Source organism: Allohahella marinimesophila, assembly GCF_039538005.1.
GTDB classification, from domain to species: Bacteria; Pseudomonadota; Gammaproteobacteria; order Pseudomonadales; family Oleiphilaceae; genus Allohahella; species Allohahella marinimesophila.
On the sequence record NZ_BAABBO010000012.1, the window covers coordinates 49,720 to 69,493 of the forward strand.

A 19,774-nucleotide genomic window follows, 5' to 3' on the forward strand; every position below is an offset into this window, starting at 1 on the left:
CGCGGTCGCTCCCGTCTTCATGGGGCCTGGATAAACTCATTCATGAATTCGAAGGTCTGCTCACTGAGCAACTGGAACTGCGGCAGCACTTCACCGAATGTCGCCCAGATAGCAATCAGTCCGAACAGCACGGTCATCGGAAAACCGATGGAGAAAATGTTCATCTGTGGCGCGGCTCTCGTCATCACACCGAAAGACAGGTTGACGAGCAGCAAAGCCGTCACGGATGGCAAGGCAATCATCATCGCCGCGGAAAACATCCAGCTCACGCGACTGGCAAGCAGCCAGAAAGCCGAGCCACTGAGACTGCCGGCTTCGATCGGCATCACTGTGAAGCTGTGCACCAGTGCTTCGAACAGCACGAGATGACCGTTCATCGCCAGAAACAGTAGCGTGACCATCATCAGGTAGAACTGGCTCACGGCGGCCACGGTGATGCCGTTGGCAGGATCGACCATCGCCGCGAAGCCGAGACCCATCTGCATCGCCATGATCTGGCCCGCCACCACGAAGACCTGAAACAGCACGGTGACGGCATAGCCCATCGCCATGCCGATGATGACCTGATACATGACCAGCAGCATGGCCTGCATCGAAGTGGGATCGAGTGCCGGCGCTTCCGGCAGCGTCGGGACGACGGCCACAGTAATGGCGAGCGCAAGGCTCAGCCGTACACGGGCGTTGACGAAATTGGCGCCGAAGATCGGCACGATCATCAGAAAGCTGGCGATGCGGAACAACGGCCAGAGGTACTGGCCAATCATTTGCCCGATTTCAGCTTCGGAGAAGGTGAACATGCTAGCCGATCAGCGTCGGCAGACTGGTGATCAAGGTGGTCGAGTAATCCATTAACTGACCCAGCAATGAAGGGCCTGCCCAGATGATGACCAGCAGCGTGATGATGAGACGCGGCAGGAAGCTGAGCGTCTGCTCGTTGATCTGCGTCGCCGCCTGAAATGTACTGACGATGAGACCGACGATAAGACTCGGCACCACGATAATGGTCACCATCTTCACGATGAGCCATAGCGCCTCACCATAGATATCGAGCACTACCTCTGGCGTCATCATATGGCGAAACTCGCTGCAAGTGTGCCCATGATCAAGGCCCATCCGTCGACCAGCACGAAGAGCATGATCTTGAATGGCAAACTGATGATGAGCGGGCTGAGCATCATCATACCCATGGCCATCAGAACGCTGGCGACCACCATGTCGATGATGAGGAAGGGTATGAAAATCATGAAGCCCATCTGGAAGGCAGTTTTCAATTCGCTGGTCACGAAGGCGGGCAACAGTATGTTGAGCGGCACGTCCTGTGGATCGTTGAAAGTGTTATCTTCGCGGGCGAGCCGGATGAAGAGATCGAGATCGCTCTCCCGTGTCTGGGCCAGCATGAATGACTTGAATGGCTTCACGCCTTCGACGAAGGCGTCCTGAATGCTCAGTTCTTCGTTGAGATAGGGTTGAAGCGCCTTCTCGTTGGCGACGTTGAAGACCGGCGTCATGATGAAGAACGTGAGGAACAGCGTCAGTCCGACGATGATCTGGTTTGATGGTGTCTGCTGCAGACCCAGTGCCTGCCTGAGTATGGAAAACACGATGATAATCCGGGTAAAGGACGTCATCATCATGATGAAGGCGGGGATGAAGGTCAGCGCCGTCATCACCAGCAGAATCTGCAGGGTTACCGAGTAACTCTGTGTGCCATCAGGATTGGTGGTGAGATTGACTGCGGGGAGGCCATCGATGGCGGCATGGCCAACGGAGCTCCAGGTGCCGGCGATCAGCGCCAGTATGATCAGTACAATCGTCAGCGGGCCATTCCACAGGCGATCCGCCTTGGGTGGCGTCTCCTGGCTAGCGGCCTGGGGCAGCCTTCTGGTCGTTCTGCTCGTCGGCAGCTTGCGTGTCGTTGTCGTGGCGCTTGGCATCGGCAGTGAAATTCTCTTGAGCGGGCTTCTTCAGCAAACTCTGCAATTTCCTGGCAAATTCACCATTTTCAGTTGATACATCAATGGTTTGGTCAAGCTCCAGCAAGGTGTTTATCTGCTGAGCCGTAATGCCGACAAGTATTTGACGCTCACCCACCTGCACTACGGCGATTTTCTCCCGAGAACCAAGCGAAATGGCGGCCACAATCTTCAGTTGTCTGTTCTGAACGCCTGTGCCGCCGGAAAACCGACGCATCATCCAGCCCACGCCCACGATCAGCACAATAATGAGTGCGAGCGAGAATATAATTTCCAGTGACTGTGAGGCGGGTGTCTCCATGCGATTCTACTTGAGCTTCTTGATGCGTTCGGAGGGGCTGATGACATCAGTCAGACGAATGCCGAATTTTTCGTTCACCATGACCACCTCGCCATGCGCAATCAAGGTGCCGTTGACCAGCACGTTAAGGGGCTCACCAGCCAGACGGTCCAGCTCGATGACCGAGCCCTGGTTCAGCTGCAGCAGATTGCGGATGGCGATCTCGGTACTCCCGACTTCCATGGAAATGGTCACCGGAATATCGAGGATGACTTCCAGATCTGGTGTACCGGTTGACGGCGGTGCGCTGGTTTCAAAGCTCTCGAAGGAGGCGGCCTGTATATTGCCGAGCTCGGCGCTGTTCTTGATACCGTCCTTTGATTTGCCCTTGCCCACGTCAGCCTTTTCGGCTTCAGCCATGGCGGCTGCCCACTCGTCTTCTACGCTGCCCTCGCCTTCGGCCTCCGACTGCTGCTCCATGGCGGCAGCCCACTCATCAGCCATCGCCTGATCGTCGACCTTTTCGCCGTCTACGTCGTCTTTGGGCTTGTCTTTGTCTGCCACTCTTGCTCCTTGCCACGATTGTTGGTGTCGCGGTTGACGCGTCCGGTCAGCTTATAGGCGAGGTTGCCGTTCATCTGACCCAGTCTTGCCTTGTAAATGGGAATACCGTTTGCCTGAATGGTGATGTCCTCATCCAGTTCTATGGGAATGACATCGCCCTTCTTCAGGCTTTTCAAGGCCCGAAGAGAAATCTTCTTCTTGACGATAGTCGCGTTGATCGGAATCTTCGCATCAAGAATGTCCGTCTGCAGCGAATTGATCCAGCGGTCGTCGGCATCATCGATGTCACTCTGCATACCCGCGTCGAGCACTTCCCTGAGCGGCTCGATCATTGCGTAGGGCATGGCGACGTTCAGCGTACCACCGCCACCATCGAGCTCGATATGGAAGGTGCTGACGACCACGACTTCGCTGGGGCTGACGATGTTGGCCATCGCCGGGTTGACCTCCGAGCCGATATAATCGAAGTCGACCTTCATGACCGCGTTCCAGGCTTCCTTCATATCAATGAAGACCTGTTGCAGCACCATCTGCACGATTCGAATCTCTGTCGGCGTAAACTCACGGCCTTCAATTTTCGCGTGCCGGCCGTCACCGCCGAAGAAATTGTCGACCAGCTTGAAGACGAGTTTGGCATCGAGAATGAACAGCGAGGTGCCCCGGAGTGGCCGAATCTTCACGAGATTGAGGCTGGTGGGTACATACAGCGTATGCACATACTCACCAAATTTCATGATCTGCACGCCGCCCGAGGAAACATCCGCAGCGCGCCTGAGAAAATTGAACAGACTGATGCGGGTATAGCGCGCGAACCGCTCGTTGATCATTTCCAGCGTTGGCATCCGACCACGAACAATACGGTCCTGACTGGTCAGGTCATAACTGCGTATGCCATCGCTGGAGGTATCGTCTTCGGTCTCGATGTCGCCATCGTCTACGCCGTGTAAGAGCGCATCGATTTCGTCCTGGGATAATAAATCCTGCATGACTTACTGCAACACCAGATTCTGAAACAGGACCTGTTCCACTTCGCCTTCAACACCTTCGTTCGTAAGCACGGTATTGATGACTGTCTTTGAAGTGTCCAGTATGGCCAGTCGGCCGCTGTCAGTCTGCATCTGTTCGAAGTCCATCTTGCCCAATTCACTGATGAGGCGGTTGCGAATGGTCGGCATGTGCAGCACGACTGCATCAAGCACGACCTGATTCCTTGCCATCACACTGAAGGTGACCTGCATGAAACGGTCACGATCCTTGTAATTATACGTCGTGATGATTGGATCGTTGATAGTCTGGTACAGTGCCGGCGACTTGACCGTCTCGGCAGCTTCTTCAGGTGAAGCCTCGTCTCCGCCAAGCAGGAAAAAGGCGGCCCCGCCACCAATGAGCAGTGCCACTACGACAATGCCAATGATCACGAACAGTTTCTTTTTCGACTTCTGCGGTTCACTCTCTGCTGCTGCGGCTTCAGCCATGCTTCTCCACGCTCATTGGTCTCATCTCGCGAATGTCATGCAGTACGTCCAGACCTGCACCTTGATGAGCATAGCTTAGTACACTTTGTCTCTAAACGTACTGATCAACCAGCCTGATATTCTGACTGCCCACCAGCACTTCCGCGGCTTCAAGCTCAAGCTCGCCAGCAGTCGGCGTTGCCGTGCCGCCGTAAGCACCGCTGCCCTGTTCACCACCGGGCTGACCGGCCTGTCCATCGCGTCCCTGGCTACTGACATCGAAGCCACTGAGATCGATGTTCTGGCTTGCGAGCATATCGCGCAGACGGTGCGATGTATTTTCAAGCATCTCCCGGACCTGCTGATTCTGTGCAAACACATGGATCTGCGCCTGATCCTTCTGCACCTGGATTCTCACGTCAATCGGCCCCATGTCTGTCGGGTTCAGTTGCAGACGCGCGGAGCGTATGCCTTCTTTCAGAAACCAGCTGAGTTTTTGCTCAAACTGTTCCTTCCATTCAATACTGTCATTGATAGAGCTTTGCAGGCTAGTCTGGAATGGCAGCAAAGGCTTCCCGGCCTGATCGGCGTTCGTGCTCGCCTGAGCGGGCCCCGACACTGCTGCCGCCAATGGGGTCAGCTGACCACCGGCCTGGCGAACGCTCGCATTGTCATCGGCCGCTGCGCCCTCCCTGCTGGCCAGCATCTGGGCAAACATCAGGCGCTCATTCGTGGCGATACCCTCACCGGCCGGCTTGGTGGCCGCGCCTGGGGCGGCGGCTGGGGCATCTGAAGTGGAAGCACCATCTCCTGATGTATCCGAGCCAGGCTGACCCGAGGCCGAAGTCTCTTTTCCAGATGCGGCCACAAGGCCTGCAGGCAATGACGTATCGTCATTCATGGCGACGCTAGCGTTATCAGCGACCACGGCAATATGTGCAGCTATCTGCTGGACACCATCCGAGACATCCCTGAGTGCAGACGCGAGATCGCCGTCAATGCCGAGCAATTCTGCGACTTCAGCTTCTGTAGCGCCGGCGGCCTCGAGTTCAGGTGTAATGTCAATTTCACTGAAGGACAGTATGGCTTGCAGCATGCTCTGCGATTCAGGTGCCACACCGGCTTCATCGAGCATCGCCTGCAGTTCTTCTGTAGGCACATGACTGAACATGTCGACGGTCTGCTGCAACAGTTCGCTGTTCTCTTCAAGCCAGCCTTTGAGTTCGTCGACGGTCAAACCGTCAGCATCCTCGGCCAGGGCCGACAGATCGGCGAAAGCCGCCACAAGTTCTTCGGTCGGGAGATCTTCGACAAGCGCATTGAGCTCTTCGCTGAATGGTGGCGTTTCTGTCAGCTCAGTGCCTGCCGCCGCAGTGTCGGCAGTCCGTGTGGTCGACGCCGTCGAAGCTTCTGTCTCTAGGTCCTTCGCTTCGGCTGTCTTATCTTTTCGCGCACTGTCTCGAGTGTCATCTGCTCTTCGCTGGTCATGCGATGACTTCACCGCTGAATCCGGCCTTCGATCAGTATCCTGTCGTGAGGATCTTTCCGTAGCGGTAGATCTGTCATCACGCGCTGCTGGCCGCTCAGGCCTGGGCGCAGCTGCCGGCACGGGCACTCGCTCGGCTTGTCGGGATGAAGACTGCAGCATGGCTGCAAAGCTGGCGCCCTTTGATCCTCCCGCGTTTTCACCGAGCGAAAACGGCAAAGCCATGCCACCTGATTGCCACCCTTTCTCGACGGACTGTGACAGAGCTTTTGCCTGCAACTGAAGACCTTTGAAGCCTGTTTCAATACTCATAAGACCCTGCTTATTAACAGATTTTACTACTTTATCCGACACGGCGACTGTCGCTCACGCGAGCTGGACGCCGTGCAGATGCCTGTCGACTGCTGCTGAAATTTGCCGCTTGTCCGGTTCATGGGGAAGGTATTGCAGAATGCGGGCCAGAACGCCTTAGTCGCGTCCAATTTTGCGCTGGCGTGCTATAAAGCGTTGCAGGCTCATTTCATCGAGCTGTTGCTGCAGTTTCTTGTCAGCCGCTGCGGCTTCTTCGGCCTTGAGGCGTTCGACAAAGCTTTCGAGATTGCTTAGCCGGGATTTACTTTCCTGCCAGTCGAGCAGGCTTTTGGCATGCTGCTTTTCCCGCAGCTCGACGAGTGCGACCTGCTGTCGAATGGCCGTGGCAAGCTTTGTCAGAAAGGTGTGATAACTATGGTAAGTGCTGGCAGCACGAATGGACTGGCTATGGTCGCGCATCTGCGACATGTAGTCCTGTTCGTAGGCTTCGAGATCCTTGAACTGTTGGGTCGCTTCGCTGAGCGCCTGCTGAGCCTGCGCAAGGGCTTCACGAGCGGAGGCCTCCTCTCGCTGGGACTGGTCGAGCACGGGCTCCATCCGCTTTGAACGCTGCATCGGCTAGCCTCAGCGCGGCTTGGGCATGGTCGCCGGCTTGCGTGCCGGCAGTTTGGCCTGCGCTCCCGAAGTCTGCAGGTCGGGTGGTACCAGCTTGATCAGGTCGCTGACACATTCCTCCACCGGCCGTCCCTCATCGAGGGACTGCTGCAGGAACTGGATAAGCTGGGGATATTTCGCAATCGCCAGATCGATGCCTGGATCGGACCCTGGCTTGTAGGCGCCGACTGCAATCAGATCGCGCGTCTGTTGATATCGCGCATACAGCTGCTTGAACACTTGCGCGCTCTTGAGATGTTCCTTGCTGACGACGTGAGGCATGACCCGGCTAATCGATTGCTCGATATCAATCGCTGGATAATGGCCCTCCTCGGCCAGGCGACGGTTGAGCACGATGTGGCCATCAAGGATTGCACGCGAAGCGTCAGCGATGGGATCCTGCTGATCGTCACCTTCGGTCAACACGGTATAGAAAGCTGTAATCGAACCGCCACCTACCGGACCGTTACCAGTCCGTTCAACGAGCGCCGGCAGCTTGGAAAAGACGGAAGGTGGATAGCCTTTGGTCGCTGGGGGCTCGCCAATCGACAGGGCAATTTCACGCTGTGCCTGGGCGTAGCGGGTGAGACTATCCATCAGCATGAGGACCTGCTGGCCTGTGTCTCTGAAATATTCTGCCAGCCGGGTGGTCAGCTCGGCCGCTCGCAATCGCATGAGTGGCGAATCATCCGCAGGCGAGGCGACTACGACCGCACGTTTGAGACCTTCGGGACCGAGGATGTCTTCAATAAATTCCTTGACCTCCCTGCCCCGTTCGCCGATCAGACCAACGACGACCACATCGGCCGTCGTGAAGCGGGTCATCATGCCCAGCAGCATTGATTTGCCAACGCCACTACCAGCAAAGAGACCAAGTCGCTGTCCCACGCCCACAGTCAGGAGGGAGTTGATGGCAGCAATACCGACATCCTGCTTGGCACGAATGGGCGCTCTGGCAAGCGGATTAATCGTTTCGCCATGAAAGGGGATGAGTTTGGCGCAGTCGAGTGGGCCCTTTCCATCCAGAGGTACACCGGCGCCGTTGAGCACGCGGCCCAATAGCCCGGGCCCAACGCGGATGCCTTGCGATGCAGTCATCGGCCGAACGATGGCACCAGGCTGTAGACCTTCAACGGTGTTGATTGGCATCAGGAAAGTGACACGGTCGTCAAAGCCGACGACTTCTGCTTCGGCGGTGCGACCATTGGCCAGTTCGATAACGCAACGGGCGCCGAGTGTCATTGGGCAACCGGCAGCTTCCAGCGTGAGACCAACCACGCGGGTGAGGCGGCCACAGACTTGAGGCTGCACCTGAGATGGCAGGAATTTTCGGTAAGCTTTCAGCCTGCCAGGCAGCGTATTGAAAGTCTCGAGCGCCGACTGCTTAGTCATCGGTCTCACCGTCACGAGCCTCGACTGACCGCAATCCATCGCTATCTGCATCATCGGGATCGGCAGCGTCGCTTTCAGCGTCATCCTCGTCTGCTGATTCAGCAGCAGGATTCCGGTTCAGCATGTCCGAGATCACCTGCGCGAATCGCTTGTCGGTACTGAAATCTACCAGGGTAGTTCGATTGTCGAGGCGACAGCCACCGGGTGCCAGTGCGGGGTCGGCAACACACTGAGCGAGCCACTCGGGCTGCGGACGGGCATGTTCCTGAAGAAAGGCGAGGTCATCAGGATTTACAAATATTCTGAGCGGCTTGTCCGATTCTGGTAACTGAGTCAATGCGTAACGGACAATGTCAGCCACATGGCTGGCATCCAGTGTCAGCTCTCGAGCGACTACGCTGCGGCTAATGGCGAGAACGAGCGAGAGACTCGCCGCTTCTAGCTCATCACTGAGAGCATCAACTGGACTGGCGAGCACCTGTACGACCTGATCGAGCCTCGACACACCGCTATCAATCTGGCTTCGCAGTTCGGCCATGATTTCGGTACGACCACTGGCCATGCCATCAGTTCGACCCTGTGTCTTGCCCTTTTCATAGCCACTCTTGAACCCTGATTCGTAGCCTTTCTTGCGGCCTTCCTCAAGACCCTGTGCCAATCCATCCTGATAGGCCGCTTCACGAATGGCTTCAAGATCGGCTGCGGTTGGGGGTTTGATGGGGGCGGGCGGCTCGCGGCGCTTCGCCATCTGCCCGGCTTCGCTGATTGCAGGCATTTCCCAGCGCTCATAAGCAGTGAGGCTCTCGGCGGGAATGCGCTCGACCGGCATGCGTTCGCCCGCTGAGTCCCGAGGCTCATGACTCGCAGTCGCGGCGGGTTTGTACGGTCCGTTGCTCATGTCTACAGCATTTCTTCGCCGCTACCACCGAGCATGATTTCTCCTGCATCGGCCATGCGGCGTGCAATGGTCAGAATCTCTTTCTGTGCCGCTTCGACTTCGCTGAGTCGAACCGGACCCCGCGCCTCGAGATCGTCTTTCAGCAACTCACCGGCTCGTTTCGACATGTTACCAAAGATCTTCTCCTGCAATTCGTTGTCCGCTCCCTTGAGCGCAAGGATGAGCGTGTCGCTGGCGACCTCACGCAGGAGTGATTGAATGCCCTTGTCGTCGACATCCTTGAGGTTGTCGAATACGAACATGAGATCCTCGATCTGTGTGCCGAGATCGTTGTCGGAGTTCTTGATCTTCTCCATCAGCACCGCTTCGATGGAGCTTTCCATGAAGTTCATGATGTCGGCAGCACGTTTCACACCGCCAATCTTGCTGGTCTGGCCCTGGGCACCCCCGGAGAACTGCTTCTCTAGAATGGTGTTCAGTTCCTGAAGCGCCTGGGGCTGTATGGTTTCGAGAGAGGCCACTCGCATCATGATTTCGAGACGCACGTTTTCGTCGAAATTGCTGAGCACTTCTGCAGCCTGATCAGGATCGAGATACGACAGCACGATGGCCTGAATCTGAGGATGCTCGAAACGAACGATATCGGAGACCGCACGCGGCTCCATCCACTTCAGCGTATCGAGACCAGTGGTATTGCCACCGATCAAAATCCGGTCGACCAGGCTTGCCGCCTTATCCGCACCCAGAGCCTGCGTCAGCATGGAACGAATGTATTCATCCGCGCCGATGCCCAGACCGGTCTGACCACCTACGGCCTCGAGAAACTCGCTGGTCGCGTCCTCGACAATCTCCTGCGTGACGTTCTGCAGGGTCGCCATGGCCGCACCTACACGCTGAACCTCCTTGGGGCCCATGTGCTTCAGAATCTGCGCCGCATCCGCCTCGCCAAGCGACATCAGCAGGATAGCCGCCTTTTCGAGACGGGACACCTTGGCGCCAGCTCTGGCCTTGTCATCACTCATCCGCTAGAACCCATGTTCTTACAACCTGTGCAACCCGACCAGGATCTTCAGCGATCAGGCCCTTGAGGGCGTTGACCTGTTTTTCATAACTGTCGGATGCACCCGGCAAAAGGAAATCTCCAGAGGCACTGAGACCTACGGAAGACTGAGAATCTGGCATGTCGCCGAGACGTTCGAGCTCGGCCAGGCCATCATCGTCACCAGCCAGGGCAAGGCTCTTGGCGTCGGAACCACCACTGGCCAGTCCCTTAATAGTAGGCCGGACTACGAAGAAAACCAGTATGAGCACGATAAGCAGCGCAGCAACCCACTTGATGGCATTGCCGAACCAATCCTGTTCCCACAACGGTACTTCCAAAGCTTCGAAGACTTCCTGTTCCGCCATGAAAGGCGTGTTGATCACGTTGACGCTGTCACCTCTGGCGGCAGAGTAACCAACGGCATCGCGAACCAGCAGGGTCAGGCGCTCCAGGTCTTCTGCGGGCCAGGCTTCGAAGGTAGCAGCCCCCTCTGGGCCGACCCGACGAATATCGTCGACTACCACAGCTACAGACAGGCGCTCGAGCCGGCCAAGCTGTGAGCGGGTATAACTGACAGTTCTGTCCACTTCATAGTTGCGCACGCTCTGTGTCCGAACATCGGTAGCAACATCGGCTTCACCGGCTGCGCCATTGCCTGCGTTGGCCACTTCAGGGGCAATGCCTGCGCCAGGAGGCTGATTGGCCAGCGCACCAGGCACACCATCTACCGCGCCTGCGATGCGCCGCTCACCAGACTGTTGTTCGCTGCGCAGTGCAGTCAGATCAGGATTGAAGGTTTCTGCAGCCTGCTCGCTGGTACTGAAATCCACATCGGCAGAGACTTCTGCGCGAAACTTTTCAGCACCGAGCACAGGCTCGAGAATGCTGTAGATACGACGTGACAGTACTTCTTCCAGCTTGCGGGCATAAGCGAATTCGCGTGAAGTGCGCTTGTCTTCATCGCTGAGGTTGTTCTGCGACAACAGGTTGCCTTTCTGGTCGACCACGGTGACGCCACTGCTCTCGAGCTCCGGCACACTGCTCGCCACCAGATTGACGATGGCTTCCACTTGAGCCTGATTCAGGTTACCGGACCCTGTGAGCTCGAGAAATACTGAAGCTGAAGGCTTGCGCGGATCACGAATGAACACGCTCTGCTTCGGGATGGCCAGGTGGACCCGTGCGCCTTTGACGTTGCGAATACTGCTGATGGTGCGAACCAGTTCGCCTTCGAGACCACGTCTGTAGCGCGTGGTCTCCATGAACTGACTCGTGCCGAGACCGGTTTCCTGGTCCAGCAGTTCAAAACCAATGGTCTTGTCCTGGGTGATACCCATGGAAGCCAGCTTTAGACGGGCGCGATGGATGTCTTCGGCAGCAATCAGCAGTGCACCACTGTTGGGTTCGATTTTGTAGGCGACATTGTCCTGCTGCAGCACGGCTGCGACCTCGGTGGGGTCGTAACTACTCATGTCATTGAACAAGGGACGATAACTTGGCTCGCTTGCCCACATGATGATCGCGATGCCGAGCGCAATACTCGCTGCCACCCCAACCATGAGGATGAGCTGGCGAATGACCGACAACCGATTGAGACCGAGCAGCGTATCGTTCTTCTCCTCGATCATCGAGTCATCATCATTGCGGCCACGTGGCAGTTCGGCGGGTACTGTAGACATATCTGATTCCTGGCTCTGTTACTGCGCTAGCCTTAGACCGGCATATTCATGATGTCTTCATAGGCCTGAACGACCCGGTTACGCACCTGAGTCAAAGCCTGAAAACCGACTGATGCTTTTTGTGAGGCAATCATGACTTCGGTGAGGTCGACATTGGGATCGCCCTGCTGCCATCTGGTCTGCATGGATGAGCTGGTCTGCTGCATGTCATTGACGCCATCGATGGCCTGCTTGAACATCTGACCAAAACCGGCGCCTTCGACCTTGCCTGTAGGATTGACGCTGGTCGTGTCAGGCCGAATCTCGCGAACCTGGTTTGCAGCCATCGTTGCAGGATTCTGCATCTGTGCCCGCAGGTTCCTGATATCGGCTAGAACATTGCTGACATCGATTCGATTATTCATAGACTCGCCCACCAAAACTCAATTGCGTGTGTATTGCCTTTCTGATCTTCAGCCAGCTGCCAGGCAGGCATCGATATCGATACCTGACTCGCGCATCTTCGCGATCTTGTAGCGCAGGGTGCGGGGTGAAATACCCAGCTTCTCGGCTACACGATTGCGGCGTCCAGATTCATTGCGCAGGGTTTCGAGAATGACCTGATATTCGCGCTGCCGGACTTCCTGACCGAGATCCGGACCTTCGCCGCGTGTTTCATCGAAATTGTCTTCATAGCCTGCGTTATCATCCAGTTCGGCAACAGTATGGTCATCACTGACGAAGCTGCTGGTCATGCTGTCGAGGCAGAGGTCAGCTGAACTGATCAGACCGTTCTGTTGCATGATAAGGGCGCGCTGGATGATGTTATCCATTTCGCGAATGTTGCCTGGCCAGTTGTAAGCCTGCAGCGCGCTGCGAGCAGCTTCACTGAACTGAACGCCGTTGAGCTTCATCTTGCTGCTGTGCATGCCAAGCAGGTGCTTCGCCAGTGGCAGGATATCGCCACGACGCTCACGCAAAGGCAGCCAATGCACTGGAAATACCGAGAGGCGGTAAAACAGATCTTCCCGGAAGCTACCGGCGGCTACCGACTTCTTGAGGTCCCGGTTCGTGGTCGCAACGACGCGAACGTCCAGCTTGATGGTCTTGCGGCTGCCGAGACGCTCGACTTCACGCTCCTGCAGCACGCGCAGTAACTTGGACTGCAGACCAAGGTCCATTTCAGTAATTTCGTCCAGCAGCAGAGTGCCGCCTTCTGCCTGCTCGAATTTACCAGGCATGCTGTTCATGGCGCCCGTAAAAGCGCCCTTCTCGTAGCCGAAGAGAATGGCTTCGAGCATGTTCTCAGGAATCGCCGCGCAGTTGATGGCTACGAAAGGACCGGACTTGCGTGGTGACTGTTCATGGATGTATCGCGCCAGCACTTCCTTGCCAGTACCGCTCTCACCGGAGATAAGTACAGTTGAATCTGTCTTCGCTACGCGGGCAGCCAGTTCGAAAGTACGCTTGCTGGCGGCATCAGCAGCAATCGGCCCGTTCACGACTGCAGGTGTCGATTTGTTGGTATAGCGGCCGATGGCTTCGATGAAATGCGTGGCGTTGAAAGGCTTGACCAGGTAGTCGGCAGCACCATTCTGTAAAGCCGAGACCGCCTGACTGATCTGGCCATAAGCCGTCATCAGCATGACTGGCAGGCCCGGATGCTGCTTGCGTACAGCAGCGAGAAACTGAAAGCCATCCATGTTAGGCATATTGATATCACTAACGACCAGATCGACCGGTACTCGCTCGAGTATGGTCAGGGCTTCAGCCGCGCTGTCGAATGCGATGTAATCAATACCTTCGACATCGAGCGTTGCAGTCAGCGCTTCGAGCAAATCGAGATCGTCTTCTACCAGGCAAATTTTAGCTTTCATGAAGAAGTACCTCTGAACAGGCGAACATTAGTGTCTGCAGCAAGCGTGTCGGCTTCCTGTGGTAGCTGGCCTGCTGGTGCAGGATTGAGCGGCAGTGAGATAAAGGCGGAGGCGCCCTTGTCTACGCCGGCCGAGGCTAGCGCGAACTGGCCGCTGTGTGCCTGGATGACCTGCCGAACCACCGCCAGACCCAGGCCTGTACCGTGAGACTTGGTGCTGACGAAGGCTTCCTGGATGCTCTCACCGCGAGCCGCCGTAAAACCCTGGCCGTTATCGACGACCAGTACTTCAAGGCGCTTCGTTCCTGCAGCTTTACCAGCAGCAGCGACCTCTCTCACTCGCAGCGTAACGCTCACGAGTGGGTCTGCCACCTTATGACAGGCTTCGACAGCGTTATTGACCAGGTTGTAGATGGCACCGAGCAGCGTGTCCTTGTTGCACACGAGCAGCGCGCTATCTTCAACCTGGTTATCGAATTCGATCCGAACCGGCGTCTTGTTGTTGCCTGGCCGCTGAATCAGCGCTGGCAGTGAAGCGATACCGCTGACCAGCTCATCCCCAAACCGTACCGCCGTGATGCGCTCGGCAGCGGGTCTGTCACCGCGGGCAAACACCAGCATGTCCCTGACCTGCTGCTCGAGCGAATTCAGTCTATCGGCCAGCTTGCCGGCGCATGACACTCGCAGCTCGTCGTTCAGTTCAGGGCGTTGCAGATGCCCTGCGTACAACATTGCTGCAGTGAGCGGGGTTCTGATCTGATGAGCCAGAGCTGCGACCATACGGCCCATGGAGGCCAGGCGCTCGTCACGTGAAATGGTAGCCTGCAGGCGACGGGTCTCAGTCATGTCTGTCAGCAGAATAAGCTGACCCACCTGCTGTGAGAGAGAACGGGTTTCAACACTGACTCTGCGCCCATCACGAAGCGACACTTCGTGGCCATCGTCGGCACGCGGCGCAAAGCTTCTATCGATGATGCTGCTCCAGCGTTGACCTACGAGCGGCTCACCGAGGAACTCGATCGCTACAGGGTTGGCTTCCTGTATGATGCCGCGTGAGTCCAGGATGACCACGCCAGCGGGCAGGATTTCAAGCAAGGCCGAAAAGCTGGCGTGCTGCTGAAAATGTGGTGCTGAATCTGCGCCTGCCTGTCTTGCTGCGAGTTGAAGTGCCATTTGCCGCTCCACTGAACGTTAATACCGAAGTCCGTGTTGTGGCAGTCAGTGATATTGACGCTGGCTGCCGGATACGGGAGGTACTGCACAGAGGGGGCCCAATTGGCGATTCTGAACGAAAATCAGCCATTTGCATTAGACTGGCGGTAGGGGCATAACTATTTTTTGACGCCCCCAACACTGTGGAGGCGGGAAAGACTATTCGTTGGCGCTGAGTTCGTACTTGCGCATCTTCTCGACCAGTGTGGTGCGACGGACCTGTAGCTTTTCAGCTGCACGCGCCACCACGCCATCGGTATCGTCCAGCGCCTGCTTGATCAGATTCCGCTCTATGGTGGCGAGATATTCTTTCAGATCAAGCCCATTGGTCGGCAGTATCGCCGGCGAATCCATCATCCCGCCGGATGGCATGTCTTCGCCTGGTTCAACGAAGCGCTCTTCGGTGTCATCGACATGACGAAACTTCGGAGGCAGCTCATGAACGCCTATCACACCGTAAGGGTGCATGATCGCGATTCGCTCCACCAGGTTGGCCAGTTCACGAACGTTGCCAGCCCATTCATGGCGACACAGGCTAAGTATGGCGGCAGAATTGAAACGTAATGAGCCCCGCTTCTCTTTCTCCATCCGTGAGATCAGTTCATTGATGAGCAGGGGCACATCCTCAGAGCGCTCCCGTAGGGGCGGCATCTCGATGGGAAACACGTTCAGGCGATAATACAGATCCTCACGGAACTCGCCCTGCTCGATCATGGTTTCAAGATTCTTGTGAGTCGCCGCGATCACACGAACATCAGCCTGATTGGTCTTGTTACTGCCCACGCGCTCGTAGGTCTTCTCCTGCAGCACGCGAAGGATCTTCACCTGCATGCTCAGAGGCATATCGCCGATTTCATCAAGGAACAGCGTTCCGCCCTGTGCCAGCTCGAATCGGCCAACCCGGGTAGTAATTGCTCCGGTGAAAGCGCCTTTTTCGTGACCGAAGAGTTCACTTTCCAGAAGTTCGCCAGGTATGGCGCCGCAATTGACTGGGACAAAGGGGCCGGTTCGTCGATGGCTGTTGTAGTGAAGATTACGCGCCACGACCTCTTTTCCAGTGCCCGACTCTCCAGTGATGAGCACACTCACCTCCTTGTCAGCCACCTGCCCCATGAGTTCCCTCACTTGCTGAATCTTGCGGCTAGTGCCGACAAGGCTACGAAACAGCTGAACATCACGCTGCTGCCCCCGCCCTGCGGAGGCCGCGAACTGCTCCCTATACACCTGGGCGCGATAGAGATTGTCCATCAGATCGTTGTAGCGCAGAGGTAAGTCGAAGCTCATGATGATCTTCTTGCGCAGTTCTTCATCAAGCTTTTCAAAAGTGGACCGGCCCAGCGTCAATACTGGCAAGCCAGGATCAAAGGCGTGCAGCTCGCTGAGAAAGGCGTCCGTCACCAGCTCCGATTGGACCAGCGCGGCCTGTATGTCCGATGTATTGGCATACTGCTCATTCAGCGCCCGTCGCCACGGGCTCACAGCAAGTTTGCCATCGGGCTCGCCCGATCCGGATGCCGGAACCCTGGGCATGTCCACCAGTGAAAAGGACTCATTCAGGAACGTAAGGACCACCGACAGGACGTCTGCAAGCTGCTTATCGTTACTGACTACAATGATGGAACCCGCATCCGTCATAACTGCTTTTTCGTTGCTAAAGATGGGAGCAATTAAAGTAGTGTTTAGCGGGCTGGTCAAATTAATGACGCCGAAGTGAGGTGCGTGAACAGCCGCCAGAAAACCGTTTACGGCACTCTGGCAGACTGTTCCCGAGGATTACCAATACGATAAGTCCAGCCTCAGCTTCTTCGGCTATTGCTGACGATGGCATCGATCAGGGCTTCCCTGTCGTCGTTATTGGCTAGTTGAATATTCAATGACTTCACATGAGCCTTCAGTTCCTCGTCGGTCCAGCTCTGAAGTTCGGGCTTGGAATAGCCGCCTCTGCCGGGTGCCTGGGTTGAAGGTTGCTCGCGGGCAGTAAACTCGCTGTTGAAATTCTTGCCTTTCTCCAGCTTGGTCTGCTGATCACCTGACTTGATGAAATCCTGCTTCACAGTCTTCGTCGCCATGGATGTTCTCCTGCTAGTGCTGAATTAAGCGGACTCTGACTTGGCTCGCCAAATGCCCACCTCCACTTAGCCTGCACAATATGAGCCAGCGGTCAGCTTCACACATCCTCCGGGTGCTTATATTCCCCGGAATTGACCCGTTGCCCTTCGCACGGTATTTGCTTGTCATTCGCACTGCACCCTGTTTGCGCGAGAGAAGCGCTGCGAACTGTCCACGAAATGGAGGATCATGTGAGCGAACCAGAGCTTATAGACAGCAGTGAAACAAGAATTGCCACGAGGCATGTAGAGATACCTGCAATCGGCTTTGGCACTTGGCAGCTAGAGGGTTCTGCAGCAGAGAGAGCCGTCACCACAGCGCTGGAGGCTGGTTATACCCATATCGATACTGCCCAGATTTACGACAACGAAAAGCAGGTCGGTGACGCTATCGCGAAATCCGGATTGAACCGATCAAGTATATTTCTCACCACAAAAATATGGATCGAGAATTTCAGTCCTTCCAGCTTTCAGGATTCCCTTCAGCAAAGCTTGGAAAAATTACAAACTGACTACGTCGATTTGTTATTACTGCATTGGCCGAACGAAGATGCAGACATGGAATTAACCTTTCGGGAGCTGAATCAGGTTCATAACGAAGGGCTGACGAAGCACATCGGCGTCAGCAATTTTACCAAGGCCTGGCTACGCGATGCGATTGCTGCGCTCGACGCGCCTGTCGTCAACAACCAGATCGAATGCCACCCTTTTCTGGACCAATCTGTCATGGTGAAGGAGTGCAGGGCAAGCGACGTCGTGGTAACAGCTTATTCGCCACTCGCCAGGGGCAAGGTGTTCGAAAACGAAACAATCAACGCTATAGCAAAGAAACACGGAAAGTCGGCTGTGCAGGTGTCATTGCGGTGGCTGAATCAGAACGGCATCGTGGCTATTCCGAAGGGGTCGAGTGAAGAGCATATCAAGGCCAATCTTGATATTTTCGATTTCAGACTCGAAGAGGAGGACATGGCCGCTATCAACCGCCTCGGCAGTCGTGGAGGGCGCCTTATCGACCCTGATTTCGCACCCGAATGGGACTGAACGCCTAGTCGCTATTCCTTGATGCCTGTCGTATGACAGGCATGATCCTTCAATAGTATCCGGAAGAGTCCAGGTAGCGCTGGGCGGCATTATGACGCTTTCTGGCCGTACCAGCTGATTTGGCAGCTTCCTGCTGTTGACCCTGTACCGCAGCCAGAAGAATGGAAAACTGCTTTGCCAGCTCGCTGAGAGCCTCGTAAGCATCCTGATAGATTGCGGTATCTCTGACATGTCCTGATGGCTGATGAGCCTCCTGCACCGACACCACCGCTGCAAAACGCGCAACCGCAGTATTGATGGACTCATCGAGGTCGCCAACCAATTGTATCAGCTGATCACTATCGTTAGACGGGGTCTCGCTGGTTTTATCAAAGGCCGATCCTTGCGACCGGCCAATGAGTTGCAGACTTTGCTCGATTCTCTGAGTCAGCGCTCGGAACTGCTCAGACAGATCGTTGATAGCTGACTCAAAGTTCGACATTGTCACCTCATCCCAGGAATTTGATCATGATACCGGCTGCAACGGCCGATCCAATCACGCCCGCGACGTTGGGCCCCATGGCATGCATCAGGAGAAAGTTCTGCGGGTTGGCTTCAAGCCCGACCTTGTTCGAAACGCGAGCGGCCATTGGCACGGCGGACACCCCAGCTGAACCAATAAGCGGATTAATCGGCTCCTTGGTAAAGCGGTTGAGCACCTTCGCCATCAGAACACCGGACGCTGTACCAACACAGAAGGCAGCCATACCGAGAATCATGATACCCAAGGTCTGCAGGTCGAGAAACTTGTCGGCAGACAGCTTGCTGCCCACCGCCAAACCCAGCACGATCGTCACGATGTTGATGAGCGCATTTTGTGCAGTGTCGTTCAGACGCTCAACTACCCCACACTCGCGGAATAGGTTACCCAGACAGAACATACCCAGAAGTGGGGCCGCATCCGGAAGAAAGAGTGCAACGAGTACAAGCAGCATGATCGGGAAGATGATCTTCTCCTGCTGCGACACTGGACGCAGCTGCTCCATCTTGATCTTGCGCTCTTCTGGCGTTGTCAGCCATTTCATGATCGGCGGCTGAATCAGTGGCACCAGCGCCATGTAAGAGTATGCTGCCACCGCAATGGCTCCCAGAAGATGTGGCGCCAGCATAGTAGCTACATAGATGGATGTCGGACCATCCGCACCGCCTATGATGCCTATGGCTGCGGCCTCCTTCATCGTGAAGTCCATAGTCCCGGTCATCGTCAACACAACCGCGCCAAGCACGGTTCCGAAGATACCGAACTGGGCAGCAGCACCGAGCAGCAGCGTCTTGGGATTCGCCAGCAGTGGACCGAAGTCGGTCATTGCTCCGACCCCAAGGAAGATCAGCAGAGGCGCTACACCCGTTTCAATGGCAACCTTGAAGAACATGTTGAGAATACCGCTCGTATATCCCATCTCTGCAGCGAGCGAACTCAAGGCCTGATAGGTCGTATAGTCAGCGGTCTTGTAGCCTTCGTACAGCGCATCGCGCACTGTATCTATGGGCACGGCTGCACCATCGCCCAGCATCAGCAGATTAATACCGAGTACATCGGCCACCCGCTCCAACTGGAGCATGGAGCCAAGATGGATCGCATTTTCGACCGCCGACAGCGCCATTCCAGCTTCGGGAATGTTGGCCATGAGACCGCCGAAGCCAATTGGCACGAGCAGCAGAGGCTCAAAGCCTTTCCGAATGGCGAGGAATAGCAACAACAGACAGATGCCTATCATCACCACCTGGCCGAATTCCAGATTATAGAAACCGCTTCCGTAGAAGAGTTTGGAAATTCCATCCATT

The 19,774-nt window shown here is 56.0% G+C and carries 21 protein-coding genes; 1 reads left to right on the plus strand and 20 read right to left on the minus strand.

The window, feature by feature from the left end; translation table 11 throughout:
* Positions 1–17: 17 nt before the first annotated feature.
* From fliR to ABD735_RS14160, 18 genes are all read right to left on the minus strand, one after another.
* Complete coding sequence (fliR, locus tag ABD735_RS14075) at positions 18–797, minus strand: flagellar biosynthetic protein FliR (protein WP_344807508.1); 780 nt, start codon at positions 795–797, stop codon at positions 18–20.
* A gap of 1 nt (position 798) precedes the next feature.
* Positions 799–1,068, minus strand: coding sequence for a flagellar biosynthesis protein FliQ (gene fliQ, locus ABD735_RS14080; protein WP_344807863.1), 270 nt, complete (start codon positions 1,066–1,068; stop codon positions 799–801).
* Positions 1,068–1,934 carry a flagellar type III secretion system pore protein FliP gene (gene fliP, locus ABD735_RS14085; protein WP_344807510.1) on the minus strand — a complete coding sequence of 289 codons (867 nt, stop codon included), beginning with the start codon at positions 1,932–1,934 and terminating at the stop codon, positions 1,068–1,070. The genes fliQ and fliP overlap by 1 nt, the downstream gene beginning before the upstream one ends.
* Positions 1,861–2,274: a flagellar biosynthetic protein FliO gene (fliO, locus tag ABD735_RS14090; RefSeq protein ID WP_344807512.1), complete on the minus strand. Its 414-nt coding sequence runs from the start codon at positions 2,272–2,274 to the stop codon at positions 1,861–1,863. Before fliO ends, fliP begins: the two co-directional genes overlap by 74 nt.
* A gap of 6 nt (positions 2,275–2,280) precedes the next feature.
* Positions 2,281–2,817 carry a flagellar motor switch protein FliN gene (fliN, locus tag ABD735_RS14095; protein WP_425548615.1) on the minus strand — a complete coding sequence of 179 codons (537 nt, stop codon included), beginning with the start codon at positions 2,815–2,817 and terminating at the stop codon, positions 2,281–2,283.
* Complete coding sequence (gene fliM / locus ABD735_RS14100) at positions 2,784–3,803, minus strand: flagellar motor switch protein FliM (protein ID WP_344807514.1); 1,020 nt, start codon at positions 3,801–3,803, stop codon at positions 2,784–2,786. The genes fliN and fliM overlap by 34 nt, the downstream gene beginning before the upstream one ends.
* A 3-nt stretch (positions 3,804–3,806) precedes the next feature.
* Positions 3,807–4,292, minus strand: a complete 486-nt coding sequence (locus ABD735_RS14105; protein WP_344807516.1) for a flagellar basal body-associated FliL family protein — start codon at positions 4,290–4,292, stop codon at positions 3,807–3,809.
* 91 nt (positions 4,293–4,383) lie between these two features.
* Positions 4,384–6,069 carry a flagellar hook-length control protein FliK gene (locus ABD735_RS14110; protein ID WP_344807519.1) on the minus strand — a complete coding sequence of 562 codons (1,686 nt, stop codon included), beginning with the start codon at positions 6,067–6,069 and terminating at the stop codon, positions 4,384–4,386.
* Between the two features lie 156 nt (positions 6,070–6,225).
* Positions 6,226–6,684: a flagellar export protein FliJ gene (fliJ, locus tag ABD735_RS14115; RefSeq protein ID WP_344807521.1), complete on the minus strand. Its 459-nt coding sequence runs from the start codon at positions 6,682–6,684 to the stop codon at positions 6,226–6,228.
* Positions 6,685–6,693: 9 nt separating this feature from the next.
* Positions 6,694–8,115: a flagellar protein export ATPase FliI gene (fliI, locus tag ABD735_RS14120; protein WP_344807522.1), complete on the minus strand. Its 1,422-nt coding sequence runs from the start codon at positions 8,113–8,115 to the stop codon at positions 6,694–6,696.
* Positions 8,108–9,013 (minus strand): flagellar assembly protein FliH, encoded by a 906-nt coding sequence (locus ABD735_RS14125; protein WP_344807524.1) that lies wholly within the window; start codon positions 9,011–9,013, stop codon positions 8,108–8,110. The genes fliI and ABD735_RS14125 overlap by 8 nt, the downstream gene beginning before the upstream one ends.
* 2 nt (positions 9,014–9,015) lie before the next feature.
* Positions 9,016–10,035 (minus strand): flagellar motor switch protein FliG, encoded by a 1,020-nt coding sequence (gene fliG, locus ABD735_RS14130; RefSeq protein ID WP_344807526.1) that lies wholly within the window; start codon positions 10,033–10,035, stop codon positions 9,016–9,018.
* The gene (gene fliF, locus ABD735_RS14135) at positions 10,028–11,734 is read right to left on the minus strand and encodes a flagellar basal-body MS-ring/collar protein FliF (RefSeq protein ID WP_344807528.1); all 1,707 of its coding nucleotides are present in this window, start codon (positions 11,732–11,734) and stop codon (positions 10,028–10,030) included. The genes fliG and fliF overlap by 8 nt, the downstream gene beginning before the upstream one ends.
* A 32-nt stretch (positions 11,735–11,766) precedes the next feature.
* Positions 11,767–12,138 carry a flagellar hook-basal body complex protein FliE gene (fliE, locus tag ABD735_RS14140; RefSeq protein ID WP_344807530.1) on the minus strand — a complete coding sequence of 124 codons (372 nt, stop codon included), beginning with the start codon at positions 12,136–12,138 and terminating at the stop codon, positions 11,767–11,769.
* Positions 12,139–12,186: 48 nt separating this feature from the next.
* Positions 12,187–13,590, minus strand: coding sequence for a sigma-54-dependent transcriptional regulator (locus ABD735_RS14145; protein WP_344807532.1), 1,404 nt, complete (start codon positions 13,588–13,590; stop codon positions 12,187–12,189).
* Entirely contained in the window at positions 13,587–14,762 is a 1,176-nt protein-coding gene (locus ABD735_RS14150; RefSeq protein WP_344807534.1) for a sensor histidine kinase, read from the minus strand. Before ABD735_RS14150 ends, ABD735_RS14145 begins: the two co-directional genes overlap by 4 nt.
* 198 nt (positions 14,763–14,960) lie before the next feature.
* Positions 14,961–16,436 (minus strand): sigma-54 dependent transcriptional regulator, encoded by a 1,476-nt coding sequence (locus tag ABD735_RS14155; protein WP_344807536.1) that lies wholly within the window; start codon positions 16,434–16,436, stop codon positions 14,961–14,963.
* Positions 16,437–16,597: 161 nt separating this feature from the next.
* Entirely contained in the window at positions 16,598–16,870 is a 273-nt protein-coding gene (locus ABD735_RS14160) for a hypothetical protein (RefSeq protein WP_344807538.1), read from the minus strand.
* A 231-nt stretch (positions 16,871–17,101) separates the two neighbouring features.
* On the opposite strand from ABD735_RS14160, the gene ABD735_RS14165 reads away from it, so the two are divergent.
* Positions 17,102–17,950 carry an aldo/keto reductase gene (locus tag ABD735_RS14165; protein ID WP_344807540.1) on the plus strand — a complete coding sequence of 283 codons (849 nt, stop codon included), beginning with the start codon at positions 17,102–17,104 and terminating at the stop codon, positions 17,948–17,950.
* A 49-nt stretch (positions 17,951–17,999) separates the two neighbouring features.
* Here ABD735_RS14165 and ABD735_RS14170 read toward each other — a convergent pair whose 3' ends face one another.
* Both ABD735_RS14170 and ABD735_RS14175 read right to left on the minus strand, forming a co-directional pair.
* Complete coding sequence (locus ABD735_RS14170) at positions 18,000–18,431, minus strand: hypothetical protein (protein WP_344807542.1); 432 nt, start codon at positions 18,429–18,431, stop codon at positions 18,000–18,002.
* 7 nt (positions 18,432–18,438) lie between these two features.
* Entirely contained in the window at positions 18,439–19,773 is a 1,335-nt protein-coding gene (locus ABD735_RS14175) for a sodium ion-translocating decarboxylase subunit beta (protein WP_344807544.1), read from the minus strand.
* Between the last annotated feature and the right edge of the window lies 1 nt (position 19,774).